At 56.4% G+C, this 19,895-nt stretch carries 13 protein-coding genes; 12 read left to right on the top strand and 1 reads right to left on the bottom strand.

What is annotated here, in order from left to right:
• Window positions 1–10 precede the first annotated feature (10 nt).
• The 12 genes from BM235_RS27910 to BM235_RS27855 all read left to right on the top strand — a co-directional run bounded on the left by BM235_RS27910 (window position 11) and on the right by BM235_RS27855 (window position 17,791).
• A complete protein-coding gene (locus BM235_RS27910; protein ID WP_090117536.1) occupies window positions 11–895 on the top strand; it encodes a carbohydrate ABC transporter permease in 885 nt (294 codons plus the stop codon).
• Between the two features lie 70 nt (window positions 896–965).
• The gene (locus BM235_RS27905; protein WP_090117535.1) at window positions 966–2,045 is read left to right on the top strand and encodes a family 43 glycosylhydrolase; all 1,080 of its coding nucleotides are present in this window, start codon (window positions 966–968) and stop codon (window positions 2,043–2,045) included.
• A complete protein-coding gene (locus BM235_RS27900; protein WP_090117534.1) occupies window positions 2,042–4,486 on the top strand; it encodes a glycoside hydrolase family 3 N-terminal domain-containing protein in 2,445 nt (814 codons plus the stop codon). The genes BM235_RS27905 and BM235_RS27900 overlap by 4 nt, the downstream gene beginning before the upstream one ends.
• A gap of 29 nt (window positions 4,487–4,515) precedes the next feature.
• Window positions 4,516–5,442: a nucleoside hydrolase gene (locus tag BM235_RS27895; protein WP_090117533.1), complete on the top strand. Its 927-nt coding sequence runs from the start codon at window positions 4,516–4,518 to the stop codon at window positions 5,440–5,442.
• The gene (locus BM235_RS27890; protein ID WP_255374636.1) at window positions 5,443–6,375 is read left to right on the top strand and encodes a nucleoside hydrolase; all 933 of its coding nucleotides are present in this window, start codon (window positions 5,443–5,445) and stop codon (window positions 6,373–6,375) included.
• 21 nt (window positions 6,376–6,396) lie between these two features.
• Window positions 6,397–9,054, top strand: coding sequence for a family 78 glycoside hydrolase catalytic domain (locus BM235_RS27885; protein WP_090117568.1), 2,658 nt, complete (start codon window positions 6,397–6,399; stop codon window positions 9,052–9,054).
• A gap of 220 nt (window positions 9,055–9,274) precedes the next feature.
• Window positions 9,275–10,870 (top strand): response regulator transcription factor, encoded by a 1,596-nt coding sequence (locus BM235_RS27880; RefSeq protein WP_090117532.1) that lies wholly within the window; start codon window positions 9,275–9,277, stop codon window positions 10,868–10,870.
• Window positions 10,867–12,633 carry a cache domain-containing sensor histidine kinase gene (locus BM235_RS27875; protein ID WP_090117531.1) on the top strand — a complete coding sequence of 589 codons (1,767 nt, stop codon included), beginning with the start codon at window positions 10,867–10,869 and terminating at the stop codon, window positions 12,631–12,633. The genes BM235_RS27880 and BM235_RS27875 overlap by 4 nt, the downstream gene beginning before the upstream one ends.
• A gap of 129 nt (window positions 12,634–12,762) precedes the next feature.
• Window positions 12,763–14,214: an ABC transporter substrate-binding protein gene (locus BM235_RS27870; protein WP_090117530.1), complete on the top strand. Its 1,452-nt coding sequence runs from the start codon at window positions 12,763–12,765 to the stop codon at window positions 14,212–14,214.
• A 34-nt stretch (window positions 14,215–14,248) separates the two neighbouring features.
• Window positions 14,249–15,136 carry a carbohydrate ABC transporter permease gene (locus BM235_RS27865; RefSeq protein ID WP_090117529.1) on the top strand — a complete coding sequence of 296 codons (888 nt, stop codon included), beginning with the start codon at window positions 14,249–14,251 and terminating at the stop codon, window positions 15,134–15,136.
• Complete coding sequence (locus BM235_RS27860) at window positions 15,133–15,963, top strand: carbohydrate ABC transporter permease (RefSeq protein WP_090117528.1); 831 nt, start codon at window positions 15,133–15,135, stop codon at window positions 15,961–15,963. Before BM235_RS27865 ends, BM235_RS27860 begins: the two co-directional genes overlap by 4 nt.
• A gap of 10 nt (window positions 15,964–15,973) precedes the next feature.
• Entirely contained in the window at window positions 15,974–17,791 is a 1,818-nt protein-coding gene (locus BM235_RS27855; protein WP_090117527.1) for a glycoside hydrolase family 127 protein, read from the top strand.
• 221 nt (window positions 17,792–18,012) lie between these two features.
• Here BM235_RS27855 and BM235_RS27850 read toward each other — a convergent pair whose 3' ends face one another.
• The gene (locus BM235_RS27850; RefSeq protein WP_090117526.1) at window positions 18,013–19,851 is read right to left on the bottom strand and encodes a DNA ligase-like domain-containing protein; all 1,839 of its coding nucleotides are present in this window, start codon (window positions 19,849–19,851) and stop codon (window positions 18,013–18,015) included.
• Between the last annotated feature and the right edge of the window lie 44 nt (window positions 19,852–19,895).

The following is a 19,895-nucleotide window of genomic DNA, read 5'->3' as shown; positions in this document are numbered from 1 at the left end:
AGTCTACAACATGATCGAACGCAATACGGTCGGCCGCAGGCTGTTTATCGGATCCAACTACACTTTTCTGACGATCTTATCCGTCCTATGCATTCTTCCGCTCGTTCACGTGCTATCGGTTTCCTTCAGCTCTAGCGCAGCGGCGTCTGCGGGCTACGTGAAGCTGTGGCCGGTCGATTTCACCCTTTCTTCGTACAAATACGTTCTCATGAAAAAGGAGTTCTTCCGTTCGATCCTCGTCACCTTGGAACGCGTGGCCATCGGCCTGTCGGTCAACATGGCGTTGACGATATTGGTTGCGTATCCGTTGTCCAAGGAAGTGAACAAATTCCGCGCGCGTACGGCGTACGCCTGGATATTCGTGTTCACGATGCTGTTTAACGGAGGGCTCATCCCGCTCTACATGACCGTCAAGTACACGGGCGTGCTCGACTCCATCTGGGCGCTCGTGCTGCCCGGGGCGCTGCCGATCTTCAACATGATCCTGCTGCTGAACTTCTTCCGCGGCTTGCCGAAGGAGCTGGAGGAAGCGGCCTTTATGGATGGCGCCGGTCATTGGACGACCTTGTGGAAAATGTATGTCCCGTTATCGCTGCCCGCTTTGGCTACCATTACGTTATTTGCGACCGTCGGTCATTGGAATTCCTGGTTCGACGGGCTGATCTTTATGAATTCCCCTAGCCATTACCCGCTGCAGAGCTACCTGCAGACGATCGTCATCGTCAAAAACTTCACGGCCGCCAACCTGAACAACCTGAAGATGCTTCAGGAGGTCGATGAGCGCACGTTCAAAGCGGCCCAAATTTTCCTGGGCGCGCTTCCGATCCTGCTCGTATATCCGTTCCTGCAGCGGTTTTTCATGAAAGGGATCGTGCTCGGCAGCGTGAAGGAATAATCGGTTCCCCCTACCGGAAACGGAGGGGGTTCATTTTTAAACGAATAATGATGCGCAAGGAGTTGGCGAAATGACATATAACGCGATTCGACCGGGACAAACATGGCTGGATACGGCAGGAAAGAGAATTCAGGCGCACGGCGGCTCCATCCTTACCGTAGGCGATACTTTTTATTGGTACGGCGAAAACAAGGAGAAAACGACTCCGGGCAGCGGGATCTGGCACTGGGGAGTAAGATGCTACGCCTCGAAGGACTTGTACAATTGGGAAGACAAGGGAATCATCATCCCGCCGAATCCGGAGGACGAGTCTTCTCCGCTGCATCCTTCTCAGTATATGGACAGGCCGCACATTATTTTTAATCAAACGACGCGCAAGTTCGTCTGCTGGTTAAAAATCATGATGCGGGACGGAACGCAGCAATCGACGGTATTGACCGCGGACCATATTCTCGGACCCTATACGATCGCGAGAAGCGGACTTCGCCCGCTTAACATGAGCGCCGGCGACTTCGATCTGGTCGTCAGCTCCGACGGCAAAGCCTACTATTATTTCGAACGCGTGCACAGCGAATTGATCTGTGCCGACCTGACGGCTGATTACACGGACGTCACGGGGTACTATTCGACGCATTTTCCGAACGTCCAGCCGCCTTTTGTGCGCGAAGCGCCGGCTTATTTCTATCGCAGAGGACGCCACTATTTGTTCACCTCCGGGACGACGGGCTATCATCCGAACCCATCGGAGGTCGCCGTCGCGAGCGCGTTCCACGGTCCGTGGCAGGCGCTGGGCAATCCGCATCCGGCGGACGCTTCCCGCACCTCGTATAACTCGCAGATCACGTCCGTGTTCAAACATCCTTTCAAAAAGGACTTGTACATCGCCCTGGCGGACAGGTGGATGCCCCATCTGCCGGACATGCTGGGCGCGTCGTACGAGAACGGCAAAGGTTATGAGAAAGCGAGAGACATCTACAGGTCGCACTTCGATCCGGACATCGATTATGTAATTCAGGAAGAAGACCGCTATGCCATCACGCTCGATGTCGATACGTCGGTGGCGGATTACGTATGGCTTCCCGTACGGTTCGATGGAGAGATGGCGTACCTGGATTGGCAGGACGAGTGGAAAGTGGAGGATTACGAATGATGGACGCCTTATATCTGGATTGTTCGCGTCCCGCCGAGGAGCGGGCGGCAGACCTGCTTCGTAGAATGAGTCTGGAAGAAAAAATGGGGCAGATCGTCGGCTTCATGCCCGGGAAGGACCCGATCGACCAATTAGAAAAGGACTATCCACATGGAGCGGGCGAAGTGTCCATGCTGTTCGTCGGCCAGCTGCGCGATCGCGAGGCGGTCGCCGAACAGGTCACCCGGATTCAGCAGAAAATCATGGAGCTGAGCGAGCATCGGATTCCCGCGATCTTCCATCTGGAGACGCTGACGGGAGGACTGATGCCCGATGCGACCGTCTTTCCTTCCGGGATCGGCCAAGCGTCGACTTGGAATCCGGCATTGCAAAGGGAGATGGCCGAGGTGATCCGCAGGCAAGCCCGTGCCGTCGGCGCTTCGCATGCGTTTGCGCCCGTGCTCGATATCTCGCGCGACTCCCGATTCGGGCGGCAAGGGGAAACGTACGGGGAAGATCCGACGTTGGCGGCCGCGATGGGCGTCGCTTACGTGTCGGGATTGCAGAACGCCGGCAATCTGAAGGAAGGCATGCTGGCTTGCGCGAAGCACTTTCTCGGCTATCATGCGACGCAAGGCGGCATTCACGCGGCATCGACGCCCGTGCCGCCGCGATCGCTTCGCGAGGTGTACGCCAAGCCGTTCCAGGCCGCGATCACGCGAGCGGGCTTGGGATCCGTCATGAACACGTACAGCGCCATCGACGGGGAGGCCGTTGCGGGATCCAGAGCGATCCTGACGGGACTTTTGCGCGAGGAAATGGGTTTCGACGGGGTGACCGTGTCGGATTATACGTCGATCTCGGAGCTGCATACGAGGCTCAAGCTGGACGAAACCGAGACAGACGCCGGCGAGCGGGCGCTGCGGGCCGGCATGGATATCGAGCTGCCTGCCAAAGCGTGCTATAACGAACAGTTGATGCAGCGGATTCGCGACGGCAAGATCGGCATCGACGTGCTGGACCGTGCCGTTGATCGCGTGCTGATCGCCAAGTTCGAGCTGGGCCTGTTCGAACATCCTTTCCCTTCGACGCATCTAGAGCGGGAGACGATCTTCGCCGATCCCCGCAAGGAACAGGTCGGGCTGGAAGCCGCCCGGCAGTCGCTCATCCTACTGAAAAATAACGGGGTGCTCCCCTTGAAGCGCACACGGCAGAAGATCGCCGTCATCGGCCATCACGCCGCTTCGGTCCGGGCGCTGTTCGGCGGGTACACGTATGCCACGCTGGCGGAAAACATGCTGGGTACGGGCAATACGATGGCGGGCGTCGACTTCGAGAAAATTTCGAATCTGAGCGCGGAGGAATTCGGCACGCTGCGGGACCGATTCACGTACCCGGGCAGTCTCGTGCAGATTGAACCGATCCAGATCGAGGAGGTCACCCGCACGTATTATCCGGATACGCGCAGCTTGTTCGATCAGTTGGCGCAGGCTTGTCCGGAATCGGAATTCACGTACGCCTACGGTTATGCATACGCGGGGAACGATACGTCCAAGCATGACGAAGCGCTCGCTGCGGCAGCGGACGCCGACCTGGTCATCCTCACGCTGGGCGGCAAGCACGGATGGGGCTTGACCTGTTCGACGGGGGAAGGCATCGACGCGACCGATATCGGGCTGCCGGCATGTCAGGAGAGCTTCATCGGCAAGTTGGCGGCACTCGGCAAGCCGTCGATCGCGATTCATTTCGACGGAAGGCCGATCTCCAGCGATGCGGCCGACCGTCACGCGGATGCGATACTCGAAGCTTGGAATCCGGGACAATACGGATCCAGAGCGATCGCGGACGTGCTGTTCGGCGAGACGAACCCAGCCGGCCGATTGCCGGTGACGATCGCGCATAACGCCGGTCAGATCCCGATTTTCTATAACCATGAAAACGGCGCGAGCTACCATGTCGGTACGGGCAACGAACTCACGAGCTATGTGGATTGTCCTCGCGAACCGAGATACTACTTCGGACACGGTCTTTCTTATACGACGTTCGAATACGAGAATCTGCGGATCGGGCAAGAAGCGTACGAGCCGGACGAGCCGCTCGCCGTGTCCGTCGATATTACCAATTCGGGCGCTTCGTTCGGCGAAGAAGTGGTCCAGCTCTATATTCGCGATCCATACGCCAGCATCGTCCGCCCCGTACTACAATTGGCTGGGTTCGCTAGAGTTCCTTTGGAGCCCGGGGAGACCAAAACCATTATCTTCACGATGGAAATGAGCCAATTCGCATTCCTCGATGCCGACATGCGATGGAAGATCGAAGCGGGGAAAATGGAAGCCTTGGTCGGCGCATCGTCGAACGACATTCGCGCGGCCGGCACCTTGGCCATCCGTTCGGACCGATTCGTTGACGGAAAAACGAGAGGTTTCTACGCGGAAGTTGAAGCGCAAAGCGGGAGGCAATGAAGAGGAATGGAAATGAGGAGGTCCAGTGAATGAGAGAGAGATCAAGCCTCTTTTCCTATCAAGTGCCGGACGCGAAGCGCGTCAGGTATCTTATGAATACGGACGCCAAGAACGAAGCCGACGACCAATACGCGATCGTGCACGCGCTGCTTACGCCGCAAATGATTCACAAGGGAATGATCGCGGCCCATTTCGGAACAGGGCGGACGACGGAATCGATGGATGAAAGCTATGCCGAGATCAAGCATGTATTAAGTTTGATGGGAAGTGCGGGACATGTCCCAGTCTATAAAGGCGCTGCCAAGGCTTTGCCCGACGAGCAAACGCCGGTTGTCTCGGAAGGCGCCGAAGCGATTATTCGCGAAGCGCTCTCGGACGACTCGCATCCGCTATTCGTCGTATTTCTCGGACCTTTGACCGATCTGGCATCCGCCTATCTGATGGAGCCGCGAATCGCGGACCGGATGACGGCGATTTGGATCGGCGGGGGGCCTTACCCTCACGGCAGAAATGAATTCAATCTGAGCAACGATATCCATGCGGCTAATGTCGTCATGGGCTCCCGCATTCCGCTCTGGCAGGTGCCGCAGGATGTTTATGGCACGATGCGGGTCAGCCTGGCGGAGCTGGAGTGCAGGGTTAAGCCTTATGGCGCCATCGGCAAGTATTTGTTCGAACAGCTCGTTCGATTCAACGAGGATCCGGCGAACGCGTGGCCGCGGGGAGAAGTTTGGGGATTGGGAGATTCGCCGGCCGTAAGCCTTATTCTCGACGATCTTGCGTTCACGTTCGGCTATGAGACGATACCCGCTCCGCGCATCACCCCGGACATGCATTATGTCCACCATCAAACGGAACGGACGATACGGGTGTATAAGCAAGTAGACGTCCGGTTTACGTTGGAGGATATGTACGCCAAGCTGACGTTGTTCGCCACCCAACAAGCGGGAACATGAATGGAGAGGATCCCCTTGATCTACGACAAGTACAACTTCACCGTACCTAGCCAGAAAATGGTTCGGCTCATCATGGACACGGATGCCAAAAACGAGGCGGACGATCAATACGCGATCGTTCACGCCCTCCTGAGCCCGAAATTCGATAATCGCGGGTTTATTGCTGCCCATTTCGGCGATTGGCTGTCGCAGACCAGCATGGAAGACAGCTATGAGGAGATTGCGAAGATTCTGGGTCTCATGAACATACCGGACGACAACCTGATATTCAAGGGCGCTCCGCGTGCGCTGGCCGATGAATCGACGCCGATCCCTTCCGCTGGCGCGGAACTCATCATCAAAGAGGCGATGTCCGATGATCCGCGGCCGCTGTTCGTCACGTTCTTAGGTCCGCTTACCGATATGGCTGCCGCTTTGTTGATGGAACCGCGCATTGCCGACCGATTGACCGTGATCTGGATCGGAGGCGGCGCATACCCGGCAGGCGAGCCGGAATACAACCTTTGGAACGATATCCACGCGGCAAATGTCGTATTTAAATCCCAAGTCCCCGTGTGGCAAGTTCCCAAGAACGTGTATCAACGCGTCATGGTCTCGATGGCGGAGCTGGAGTACAGGGTAAGGCCGCATGGAGAGCTTGGGAAGTATCTCTTCGAACAGCTGGTGGCGTTCGGACATACGGAAGCTGCCCTCCGGACGGCGATCCGAACCGGCGAATGCTGGTGCTTGGGCGATTCCCCTGCCGTCGGCCTGTTGCTTTGCGACCATGAATACTTGTATGACTGGCTGCCGGCGCCGGCATTCTCGCCGGACATGAGATATATTCACGAACGGAATAACAGGCCGATTCGCGTCTACAAAGATGTGAACAGCCGGTTTACGCTGGAGGACTTTTTCATCAAGCTGGCTATGTTTACCGAGAACTCACTATAACCGGAAGGAGCGGCGATGAAGATGAACGGTTTTGCGGTTACGAACCTTCGGGTGAACTATAGAAAAAAACCATTGGGTATAGACGATACGCGACCCCGGCTCAGCTGGGAGCTGACGTCGGAAAGAAGAGGCTTTTTCCAATCCGCCTATCAAATCGAGGCGGCTTACGAAGTCGACTTTTCGTCGGCACGGGTATGGGACTCCGGAAAAATCGAATCGGACCGCAATGTGCATGTCGAATACGCGGGTCCCGGCCTGAAATCCCGCACCCGGTATTATTTCAGAGTTCGCGTATGGGACGAGCAGGGTACGGTATCGGCATGGAGCGAACCTTCGTACTGGGAGACTGCCCTTCTAACTTCCGCGGAGTGGCGGGCCGGTTGGATTACGGCACCCTCGGCGTCTGAAGACGCGGCTCAAGATGCCTGTGATTATTTGCGCTCGGACTTTACGGTACCTGGTCCGATCGTGTCCGCACGGGTTTACGCCACTTCGCTAGGGTTGTACCGGCTGTTCGTGAACGGTGCGCCTGCCGATGACACGCTGTTTAACCCTGGATTTACAAGCTACACGAAACGTCTTCAATATCAAACCTACGACGTAACCGCGTTGATCTCTCAAGGAGCCAACACGATCGGCTGCATGCTGGGGAACGGATGGTACAAGGGATACTTGGCGTGGGAGGGGAAGAAAGAACATTTTGGAGCGAAACGCGCCGCCTTGATCCAACTGCATGTGACGATGTCCGACGGGTCGGAGCGGATCTTCGTCTCGGATGGAAGCTGGCGCGCGTCGACGGGACCGCTGCTTTTCTCGGAGCTGTATCACGGCGAGACCTACGATGCCCGACTTGCGATCGACGGCTGGTGTTCGCCTGGTTTCGACGATCGCAATTGGCCGAATGCGGTCATTCATCACGATCCAGGCTCAACGCTCGTTGCTCAAGAGAATGAGCCTTCTAAAGTGACCGAGGTGCTGAAGCCTTTGGCAGTGATTACGACACCGCAAGGGGACACGGTACTCGACTTCGGTCAAAACATGGTCGGGTGGGTCCGGTTCGCAGTAAATGCCGAAGCCGGTACGGTCATCACGCTTCAGCATGCCGAGGTGCTGGACCGCGACGGGAACTTTTACACTGGCAACCTTCGCTCAGCGAAGCAGACGGTCACCTATATTTGCCGGGGCGGCGAAGAGGAAACGTACGAACCTTATTTCTCTTTCCAGGGCTTCCGGTATGTCAAAGTGACCGGCGTTCCGAAGGAACAACTGATGGAACGGTTCGTGGGCTGCGTCATTCATACGGATCTGGAGCCGACCGGAAGCTTCTCTTGTTCGGATGAGCTCGTCAACAAGCTACAGAACAATATCGTTTGGGGACAGAGGGGGAATTTCCTCGATATCCCGACGGACTGTCCGCAGCGAGACGAGCGATTAGGATGGACGGGAGACGCGCAAGTGTTCATCCGTACCGCGGCCTTCAACATGAACGTTGTCCCGTTTTTTGAAAAGTGGCTCAAGGATCTGGCTGCGGATCAAGAACAAGACGGCAGGGTGCCGCATGTCATTCCCGATATTCCCGCCGCAGGCCACGGCTCTTCTGCTTGGGGAGATGCAGCTGTCATCTGCCCTTGGACGCTGTATGAATGCTATGGCGATACCCGAGTGCTGGAAACCCAATACCCGAGCATGAAGGCCTGGGTGGAGTATATCCGGGCACAGGGGGACAACGAGTATTTGTGGAATACCGGCTTTCATTTCGGCGACTGGCTCGGTCTGGACGCCAAGGAAAACAGCTACGCAGGCGCCACGCCGAAGGATTTGATCGCCACCGCCTTTTACGCCTATTCGACTGAACTGCTGGCGAAGGCCGCCGCCGTTATCGGCCGAACAGGGGACGCAGAACAATACCGCCTCTTGCACGAGAGAATCGTATTGGCTTTTCGAACAGAGTTCGTGACGCCGAGCGGCCGGGTCGCTTCCCCGACGCAAACCGCGTATGTCCTCGCCTTGATGTTCGATCTGCTAGAGGAGAAGGATCGGCCACGCACGGCAAACATGCTTGCGGAGCACATCGAAGAAAATGGAACGCATCTAACGACCGGGTTCGTAGGCACGCCTTATTTGAATCTGGTACTGTCCCGGTTCGGTTATACGGATCTCGCTTATCGTCTTCTGCTCCAGCAAGAATACCCGTCATGGCTGTTCTCCGTCGTACAGGGCGCTACGACGATCTGGGAGCATTGGGATGGGATCAAGCAGGATGGCACATTCTGGAGCGACGATATGAACTCCTATAACCATTATGCCTATGGCGCCATCGGGGATTGGCTGTATCGGATCGTGAGCGGGATCGAACTGATGGAGCCGGGCTATAAGAAAATCCGGATTCAGCCGGAGTTCGGCAAACATTTGACTTGGGCTGATGCATCCTACAAATCGATATATGGAAATATCGCGGTATCTTGGAGGCGGGAACAGGGCGATACATTCGAGCTGAACGTGACGATTCCTCCGAATACGACGGCCGAAGTTGTCATTCCTGTACGAGACAGGAGCCGGATTGCGGAGAGCGGGAAGCAACTCGACCAAATATCCGGTTTGATTCGCCTTGAACCTTCAGAAAAGGGCCAGTCTCTAGTAATCGGCTCCGGGAATTATCGGTTTACGTTGCAGAGCTAGCTCTTACGTAGCCTCGATCAGCATGGATCGGGGCGACGAACCTTATCCGATCAAAGTCCACCTTTCTAATGATAATCCGCTTTTGATAGGCCAGCGACCCGACTATAATAGAAAGGTATGGGCACCTCTTTCAAGGACCTTTAACCGTATGAAGTAAACCGGACGCCTGTTCGAAAGAAGGGGCTTTTTTTCTATTCGTCTACCAGGGGAGCTGAGCGGGATGAAAATATTAGTCGTGGACGACGAGCCGAGACATCGCAGAGGAATGGAAGCTTTGATCCGCAACCTGCGGCCGGAAGATGAGGTTCTCGTCGCCAAAGACGGGGCAAGCGCCCTGGAGCTCGTCTGGTCCGAATCGCCGGATGCCGTGCTAAGCGATATCAGGATGCCGAATCTGGACGGTTTGTCCTTTCTGAAGATCCTGCAGGACGAAAGCCTTCGGACCAAGGTGGTCATGATCTCGGCGTACAATCTGTTTGAATACGCGCAGACCGCGATTCGTCACGGGGCCTACGATTATATTCTGAAGCCGGTGGAGGCCGAGAAGGTTGAGCACGTGCTTCGCCGCATCGAGGAGGAGCTTGCAGCGGAGTCCAGGCAGCATTCGGAGACGGAAGCGTTAAAGCAGCGGCTGAGCCTCGCGTCCTCCGCTTACCGCAACCATCTCCTGCTGTCTTGGTTAAATGGAAGCTTAACGGACGTGGAACGTACGGAAATCGAGTCGTCCGCGTGGATACGGGGAGGCGGAATCGTAGCGGTCACGGAATTCCGGATCGATGCGGACAGCGGGGCGCCATTCGATTCCGCGGCTTGGCTGCGACGCCTGGAGCGGGCGTGGGGGGAATTCGGCGAAGCGAATACGATCTTGATCGAAGCGCTTCAGGAGGGCGTCTGCCAAGCCGTGACCCTCGTCCGAACCCCGCGGCTTACCCCGGAGAGGAAGACTGAAATTCGCCTGATGGCAGCCGCACTGGGAGCGGAGTGGGCCGGGCGCGGACGTCTCGCCCATGGAATCGGCCCGGAATGCCCGTCTTTCTGGACGGAAGCGCCGGAGGCTTACCGGGCAGCCCAAACGGTCGGCCGTTATCATTTCCATCCTTGTTGGAACGGCATCCTATTCCACGATGAACTCCTTCCCGCCGACGATCCTCTTGTTCTGGACGGAGAAAAGCTGTTCGCCGCTTTGCAAGGGAAGGATGCGGAGGAGGCCGTCGAGATGTGCCGGTCGGCGTTCGATCGGCTTGCCGCCGGCGGTTATGCGGACCCGAAGCGGATCAAGGAATCCGCCGCGCTAACCCTGATCAAGGTCAAGAGCAGAATTCGCGATTATGTCGACCGACAAGTTGGAAGCGTTATCACATCGGCGGCTTTGAACGAGGTTCCGGCCTGCCGCACCTTTACGGAGCTCATGACGGTTCTGGAGGTTCGGCTGCAGGACGTACACCATGCGATCAAGCAGTCCCAGTCCGATAAAAGCGAGAAGGTCGTCGACGAGTGCCTGAGATGGATTCAAGAGAACGCCAAGGAAGAGCTGACGCTGGAGAGGGTGGCCGAGCAGTTTTACTTTAACCCGTCGTACTTCAGCACGCTGATCAAGAGCCGGACGGGAAGAACGTTCTCCGATCACGTGACGGAGGCCCGCATGCGGCGGGCCAAGGAATTGATCGCGCGAAACGGGATGAGAATTTACGAGATCGCCGCCGAATGCGGCTATCAGGATACCAAGTATTTCTGCCGAGTCTTCAAGAAATGGAACGGCATGTCGCCGGAAGCTTATAAGCACGCGGCTTATGCACGTAAGGGAAGAGAAGGATGAAGCGAACATTCCGCTCTCGGCTGTTGGCCAGCTACATATTCCTGATCGCGGTCCCGCTTATCGTGCTGGGGACGCTTTTTTATCGCACCGGCCTGCAAGTCGTGACCGAACAAGCGCAGAAGAACGTTTACGAGATCGTGAAGAAAAATAACGAGATCATGGACAACAAGCTGCGGATTATCGACCAGAACAGCACGGCCTTGTTCGTAGACAAGGATTTGTTCGGGGTGTTCGATCGCTTGAATCCGGACAACAAAGCGGACCTGCTCTCCGCCGATCGCCAGGTGTCCGACGCTTTAAGAAGATATTTCTCGCAGATCGACGACGTGTATGCCTACCAGCTGTGGACGTCTTATTTTACGTTCGGCCAGCCGCTGCCTCAAGGCGACCCGACGCGTTCGGCGATTTACCGCGCGGCGGAGAAGGCCGGGGGCAAGATGGTGTGGTATCCCACCTACGACTTCACGGAGATGTTCGATCAATCGTATCTGGAGAAGGGGGCGATCGATTTCCGCTATTTATTCACCGCGACGCGACTGCTCGATTTCTCCTACTTAAACAATACGACCCTGGAGAAGCTGAATCCGGGCATCGAGCGCCCCGTGCTCACGATCAGCTTCAAAGCGGACACGCTGACCTCTCTGTACGAGAAAAGCATTCCCGAAGGTTCGCGTTACTTGGTGCTGGCTCCCGATAATCGCATCGTGGACGGCAGCGAGAAAGGCAAAGTCGCGCAAATCTATTCGGACGATTGGGTGGATCAGGTTCAACGGACGGGCAGCGGCACGCGAAGAATCAAGATCGACGGCGTCCATACGATCGTCTGCTTCGACCGTTCGCAAGTGACCGGATGGATGTCGATCGTCATGACGCCCGAATCAGCCCTCGCCGGCAATCTCGTTCCGCTCATCCGCGGCTCTACCACGCTTTTGGCCGTCATGCTGGGAATCGTCGCGCTTATATTCGCTTATTTTATCTCGGGAAAAATTACGAACCCGATCAAGAAGCTGCTCGGCGCGATGAGGTCGGTGGGCGAGGGGGACTTCCAGACCCAGGTGGTCGTCAGCGCCAACGACGAATTCGGGATCCTGCTCCAGCGATTCAATCGGATGAACGACCGGATTCGGCTGCTGGTCTCGGAAAATTACGAGATCAAATTAAAGGAGCAGGAAGCGGAGATCCAGGCGCTGAACATGCAGATGAATCCGCACTTTTTATACAATACGTTAAACGTAATGAACTGGACGGCCATCGAGAACGGTCAGAAGGAATTAAGCAAAATGCTCGTCTGCTTATCCAACATGCTCCACTATACGTCGCGGAAGGACTGGGGCGCCGTTCATTTATCCGAAGAAATGGAATGGATGAAAAACTACTTCTATATCATGTCCGTCCGCTTCGAAGAGAAATTTACGGTCAGCTACGAGATCGATTCGAGGCTCTACGACTACAAGCTGCCGAGGCTTCTTTTCCAGCCGTTCGTCGAAAATGCCATCCTGCACGGGTTCGACCAGACGGAAGCGGGAGGTCTGATTCGCATACGCGGCTGGATCGAGGAAGGGACCCGGTTTTTTGAAGTCGAGGACAACGGGAAGGGTATGAGCGCCGACATGGTTCACGCGATTTTATACCGGGAATCTTCGTCGATAGGCATTAAGAACACGATCGCCCGCATCCGGATGACCTACGGCGAAGCGTACGGCGTCGTCATCTCCTCCGCGATAGGCGACGGAACGAAGGTTACGATCGCGCTTCCGGCGTAAACAGCCAATAGAAGTCCACCATTCCAAATTGGCTCGGGTTATGTAAGCGCTATACACCGTTTTATAATGTGAACATCATAGACTGCAGCTATGAATCCAATGGGGTTGTCATCGAAAGGGGAACGGTAGATGTCACGGCAAAGAAAATCCGTCTCGATTCTGATCGCGCTGCTTATCGCACTGGTTGGGATTCTGTCCGCGTGTACGAAGTCCGACTCCGGCTCCGGAAACTCCGGAAGCTCCGGAAGCGGCAATTCCGCTTCTCCCGCCCATACGGCAAGTTCGGCTTCGGCCGGCGAAGAACAATCGAACGAACCCGTTACGCTTCGCATGACGGTATGGGGAGCGCCCGAGGAAGTGGCAGCCTACAAGGTCGCCATCGACAAATTCGAGAAAAAATATCCGAATATCACGGTTAAACTGCAGCACATCCCCACCGACTACGACACCAAACTCACGACCATGGTAGCGGGCAATGACGAGCCGGATATCGCGCAGATGGAATCCGCCAGCATCGCCTACCCGCTGGCCGAGCAAGGCAAGTTCTACAATCTGGAGGATTTCCTCTCGTCCGATCCGGATTTCAACGAAGAAGAACTGGTCCCGAATATTACGTATTCGCTCGAACCGGGCAATGTCATCGGCTTGGGCCCGGGACCGGAGACGTTCGGCCTTTTCTATAACGAAGATATTTTCAAAGACGCAGGCTTAACGCCTCCGCCGGCCAAAGCATCGGAAGCATGGACATGGGACGAATTCGTCGACGTCGCCAAGAAGCTGACGATCGACGCCAAGGGAAGGAATGCCGCCGACCCCGCCTTCGATCCCAAAAATATTAAGCAGTATGGCGTTAACATCGGAACGTGGTGGGGCAATTACAGCAACCTCATCTACTCCAACGGCGGGGACTTCGTCTCCGAAGACGGGAAGACCTTCGCGCTGAATCAGCCGGCCGCGGTAGAGGCCATTCAGAAATTGGCGGACTTGATCAATGTCTATCATGTCGCGCCGTCCCCGGTTCAAGCGAAGAACATTCCGGCCACCAATATCGCGCTTCAGACGAAAAAAGTGGCCATGGCCATCGACGGACAATGGTCGACGGCAGGATTGGCGCAATCGAAGTTCCACTTCAACGTAGGCGTGCTTCCGACGTTGAAGCAGCCGATGACGACCGTCGTCTCCGGGATGTTCTCCATGTTCAAATCGACCAAACATCCCAAAGAAGCCTGGGAGCTCATGAAGGCGCTGCTCGATCCGGACGCGGCGATCGACCTGATCACGGCCGGAACCTGGATGCCTGCTTATCGGAGCTGGTATACGGACCCGGCGCTGCTCGCCAAATGGACGGAAAACCTCGATTCCCGGCCTTCGGGCTATAAAGACGCGGTCGTGGACGTTCTCTTGAACAGCAGCCACCAAACGCCGACGGGTTACGTGAAGAACTTCAACAAGATTATGGATATCGTGAATCCCGCGCTGGATAAAGTATGGCTCGGCCAACAGACCGCTCAGCAGGCGCTGGATTCCATCGAAGCCAAGGCGCAAGCCCAAGTTCAGGGCCGCCGCGACGTGAAGGAATAAGGGTTGAAGCAAAGTATGGAGAACGGAGGTAGGCATGAGAAAAGGACTGTTCTACGGGCTGCTGTTCACATCGCCGGCCATCCTGGGGTTCCTCATCTTCACGTTAGGTCCCATGATCGCCAGCTTGGCGCTCAGCCTGACGGATTATAACGTCTTCAAGGCGCACGCCTCGTTCGTCGGATTCGATAATTATGCCCGGCTGTTCTCGGGCGAAGACGACCTCTTCTACAAGTCGCTGGGCATTACGTTCTACTTTGTCCTTCTGCGGGTTCCTGCCGTCATTATCATTTCCTTCGTCGTCGCCCTGCTTCTAAATATGAATGTCAAAGGAAGAGCCGTATTCCGTACGATCATCTACCTGCCCAGCATCGTGCCGGCGGTCGCCTCGGCGATGATCTGGATGTGGCTGCTCAATCCCGATCTGGGCCTGATCAATTCCGCGCTCCGATGGCTGCATCTGCCGACCAGCAATTGGCTGTATTCGGAGAACAGCGTCATCCCGTCCGTCGTGCTTACCACGCTCTGGGGGATAGGCGGCACGGTTATTATATTTCTCGCGGGGCTGTCGGGCATTCCCAAGCAGTACTACGAGGCGATCGAGGTGGACGGGGGCGGTTGGTACAGCAAGCTGCGCCATATTACGCTGCCGATGGTCACGCCGACCATCTTCTTCAACACTATTATGGCGATCATCGGCTCCTTCCAGGTGTTCAACGAGGCTTACATCTTGACGCAGGGCGGACCGAATAACCGGAGCTTGTTTTACGTGTTCTACCTCTGGAGAACGGCTTTCCGGGATACCGAGATGGGGTATGCGTCCGCGCTGGCTTGGGTGTTGTTCCTCATTATCCTGTTTTTTACCTTTATCGTGTTCAGGACCTCGAAGTCCTGGGTGTATTACGAAGGGGGGGAGCGTGCGTGAGGCAATCGAAGCTTGCGCTGACATGGGGTTATATCGCCCTTTTCGCGATCTCCGCCCTGTTTATCATCCCGTTCGTATGGCTGGTGCGAAGCTCGCTCATGGATTTGTCCCAAATCTTCACCATGCCGCCGCAGTGGATTCCTAAGCCCTTCCACTGGGACAATTTCCATCGGGCGCTGACGGTTTTGCCGTTCGGCACGTTCTTCGCCAATACGTTCATCATCGTGGTCGGCGTGCTTGTCGGCACGGTCGCGACGAGCAGCATCGCGGCGTTCGGATTTTCGCGGATCCGGTGGAAAGGAAGGGACGCCGTATTCGGCATCCTGATGTCCAGCATGATGCTGCCGGCGGCCGTCACCCTGATTCCCAGCTTCCTCGGATGGAAGACGATCGGCTTCTACGACACGTATTACCCGCTCGTCGTGCCGTCTTTTTTCGGCGGCGGCATCTTCAATATCTTCCTGCTTCGTCAATTTTATCTCACCATCCCGAAGGATTTCGACGAGGCGGCTTTCGTGGACGGAGCTACGTATTTTCAAATCTATGCCAGGATTATCATGCCGCTTAGCCGTTCCGTGCTGATCGTGGTCTCCTTGTTCAGTTTCCTCGGCACGTGGAACGACTTCATGGGACCGCTCATTTATTTAAAAAGCGACCGGCTCTTTACGCTGGCGCTTGGCCTGCAGATGTTTCAAGGCACCTATAACGCGCAATGGGATCTGCTCATGGCGGCTTCGGCGGCCGTCGTGCTGCCCTGCGTCGTCGTATTCCTGGTGGGACAGCGCTATTTCCTCGAAGGGATTACGCTGACTGGTTTGAAAGGATGAAGCCCCGTTGATGAATTGGCAGAGCATTCCCTTTACGAAGGTAAAAATCGACGATGCATTCTGGCGTCCGCGTCTCGACACCCTGAGCCGAGTCACGATCAAAGCCTGTCTCGACCAATGCGAGAAAACCGGGCGCATCGCCAACTTCGCCAAGGCCGCCGGCCTGACGGAGGGCGAATTCGAAGGCATCTACTTTAACGACTCCGATGTGTACAAGGTGCTGGAGGGCGCAGCCTATCTGCTGATGTCGGATCGGGATCCGGCGTTGGAGGCGGAAGTCGACCGAATCATCGAGCTCATCGCCGGCGCTCAGGAGCCGGACGGCTATTTGTGCACCTACTTTACGTTGGTCGCGCCCGAGCGCAAGTGGACGGATATGGAAAAACACGAAATGTACAACGGCGGTCATCTGATCGAGGCGGCGGTCGCTTACTTCGAAGCGACGGGCAAGCGCAAGCTGCTCGATGTCGCCTGCCGGTTGGCCGACCATTACGATCGCCTATTCGGCCCCGGCAAGCGCCATTGGGTGGAAGGGCATGAGGAGATCGAGCTGGCGCTCGTCAAGCTGTACCGCGCCACCCAAGAGGCGCGTTATTGGAAGCTCGCCCTATGGCTGCTGGAGGAACGCGGCCGCGGCCATGGCCAAGGCGAGATCTGGGACAAAGAAGAATGGGGACCGGCGTACTGCCAGGACGACGTTCCGGTTCGGGACATCGAGAAGGTGACCGGGCACGCCGTACGCGCCATGTATCTCTATTCGGCAATGGCGGACGTCGTGCTGGCTTCCGGCGATTCCGCCTACGTCGATGCCCTGCATCGCGTATGGGCGCATACGGTGGATCGCAATATGTACGTGACGGGAGGAATCGGGCCTTCGCGGCATAATGAAGGCTTTACCCGCGATTACGATCTTCCGAACGAGACGGCCTATTGCGAGACTTGCGCCGCGATCGCCATGGCATTCTGGAACCATCGGATGAACCTGCTGTTCGGCGATGCCAAGTATGCCGACGTGGTGGAGCGGGAAATGTACAACGGCGCTTTAGCGGGGATATCGCTGTCCGGCGACAAGTTTTTCTACGTCAATCCGCTGGCGTCGGATGGCGGCCATCATCGCGTCGAATGGTTCGGCACGTCCTGCTGCCCGACCAATCTGGTGCGGTATTTGCCTTCCATCGGCCAGTACGCGTACGCGAGGACGGAGGACGGGCTCGCCGTCAATCAGTACATGAATGGCGAAGCGGAATTCGAGGTCGCAGGCGGGCTTGCCGTGAAGCTGAAGCAAACGACGAAGTACCCGTGGGACGGCAGGATCGAGCTTGAAGTGAATCCCGAACGGACGGGCACATTCGTCATACGATTGCGCGTACCGGGCTGGTGCAGTGGCTATAGGCTGAAGATAGGCGGCAGAAGCCTCTCGGGTACCGAAGCGCTGTCGGACCGGGGATACCTTGTGCTGGACCGCGAATGGTCGCCGGGGGATTCCGTCGCGCTTGAACTGGATATGCCTGTGGCGATCGTGCGCGCCAGGGCGGAGGTCGAAGCCGATCGTGGCCGAATCGCCGTTCAGCGCGGCCCCGTCGTTTATTGCGCGGAGCAAGTCGACAATCCGGATTTGACCTACGACGCCTTCGCCCTCTCCGCCAATGAACCGTTTCATGCAAGTTATCGTTCCGATCTGCTAGGCGGCGTAACCGTTCTGACCGTCAATGAAGAGACGGGGAGACCGTGCATGCTAATTCCTTACTACGCCTGGGATAATCGGGAGGGCGGATTTATGCAGGTGTGGATTCGCGAAGCGAGAAATCAGCGTCTCTATTTCCATTAGCCGGATGAGTCGTACCTGAGAGAGCAGCGCGGCGCAGTATGAGTCAATAAGCAGCATAGGGCTACTAAGGTCGTAACTCAGCCTCGATCAGCATTGATCGAGGCGTTTTTGCATCTAAAACCTGGGTTGGTCGAAACAAAAATAGGCAATGAATAATTATGCATAGGCTCACCTTTCAAAATGGACCAAATATTCGGATTGATTAGCCATGAACCTTCGATTCAAAATCGCAACGTCGTCTCATGCCCGTCCGCGCGGATCGCGTACGTCCCGCTGTACCGCGCTGCTTGGCAATACGGATTGTCGAACCGCGGATAATTGTCGATCGGAATTGCGTTGCCGTTCACTTCCAGTGGGCCTTCCCAACCGAAAGCGATTTCTCCGTAGGCCGGATCCTGCCACGTCACGGCGGGCCGGGCATCCACCATCAACCGACTCCGCTGTAGCCGTTCCATGAACTTCTCAAAGGGGCCGTCCTCCGCCAGGCGCCCCACCCGGCACAGCCATACATTATCCAACGCGTCGCACCGCGCCTCTTCTTCGGGCAAACGTTCCGTCCAATAATAACCGCGTTGGGAGTATAGCGCTACATAACCGTCCCCTTTTCGGCCGAACAGCCAACCGCCGAGCTCCAGCACTTCATCGAACCGGCGCTTGGGGAAGAAGGCATGCGTGTACGGCAACCGCACATCGGAAGGCAGCCGATAGATGGAGATGACCGTCGATCCATATTGGATCGAACGCGGCATCACGTCGTTGCCCGTCCACAAGTCGGGCCGGCCGGTCCGAACGCTTTCCGTTCCAGGATGATTCGTGAACGCGACCACGCCTCCGTCCAGCGAAGCTTGCCATATGTGCTGCTGGAACCCGTTTTCTCCTTTTCGAAAATCTTGCGCGCAGCTAAGCATATAATCGCTTGTGCGGCGGGTGATTTTGTTGACGCGGCTTAAGTACGTGCTGCCCCGGCAAGGCTTCGGCTCGATGCCCGCCGCCGCGCACTTTGCGAAATAGGCGGCCTCCTGCTCCAGCTGGTGATTGACGTGAATGCCGTATTTTAGCGCCATGTCGATGTTGGTCCGGATTAAATCCTTGTGCGTATAGCCCATGTTCTGCCAGTAGAAGGCCGTATCCTCCTCGGTCGCCACGCCTTTTCCCAGCTTCGGGCCATCCTCGACATCGAAGCTTTGCTGTTCTCGGCTTTCCATCGTGGCGGCGTCCAAAGCAACGGCAATGACGGCAGCAGGCGCCTCGTAATCACTGGTGGAGAGCGCGGTGGCGCTTAAGTGAAGAAGATGGCCGGCATGCTCGCCCGTGCCCCACAACAAATATTGCAGCGGCTGCGTCGATTGGTTGGCGGGCTCCAGGATCAATTCCGAATACGTCCGACCCTGCGTGCAGCTATAAGCGCCCTTGTAGGAGTTGACCGCCATCCCGAACGACATCAGGTCCAGCAATTGACGGGCCGAATGGCGCAAGCCGGTATCTTTGGCCAAATCGTACACATTCAGAACGGACAAATAGTTTTCCGACATGTAGCAATGTGAATCCCATTCACTGAATCCAACCAACGCCTTCACCCGAATCCAATCGGCAATAAAGGCGGCCGCCGGCTGTAACAATTCATGTCCGTACCGATCATGCGCCGCAAACCAAACGTCCGGGTAGAGCTGAGCTGCGAGCAGCTGACATGTTCGGTACAGCATGACGTGGTTTTCCGTTACGAAAACTTGCGATCCGGAAAACTCGCTCCGCTTGGCGTCGTACCAATATTCGAATCCGGTAACGGTGGACCGAATACGCTGGAGCAGCGCCTCGCTGAGCAACGGGCTGTCGCCGTATAAAACCAGCATCCGCAAGATCACATTCATGGTAAAATCGCTGCAATCTTCGCGCCGATCGATCGTCTCCAGCATACGGACGAACGCCTCTTCGTCCACAGGGAGTCCAAAGACGAGCCGACTAATGGCGGAAGTCGCCACCTTGTAGCGGTCATCGGCATGATCGTCCTTGGCGGAAGCGGCCAGATAAGCTTGCTTGCGCAGCGTGGCGTCGGTGGACATGGCTTTAACTCCTTTCCTGCATCAATTCGGCAAGCAGCATAAGG

Origin of the sequence: Cohnella sp. OV330, from assembly GCF_900112065.1 — a bacterium.
Lineage (GTDB): Bacteria > Bacillota > Bacilli > Paenibacillales > Paenibacillaceae > Cohnella.
The sequence above is the reverse complement of the archived record's forward strand: the minus strand, read 5'-3'. Positions and strand labels throughout refer to the sequence as shown.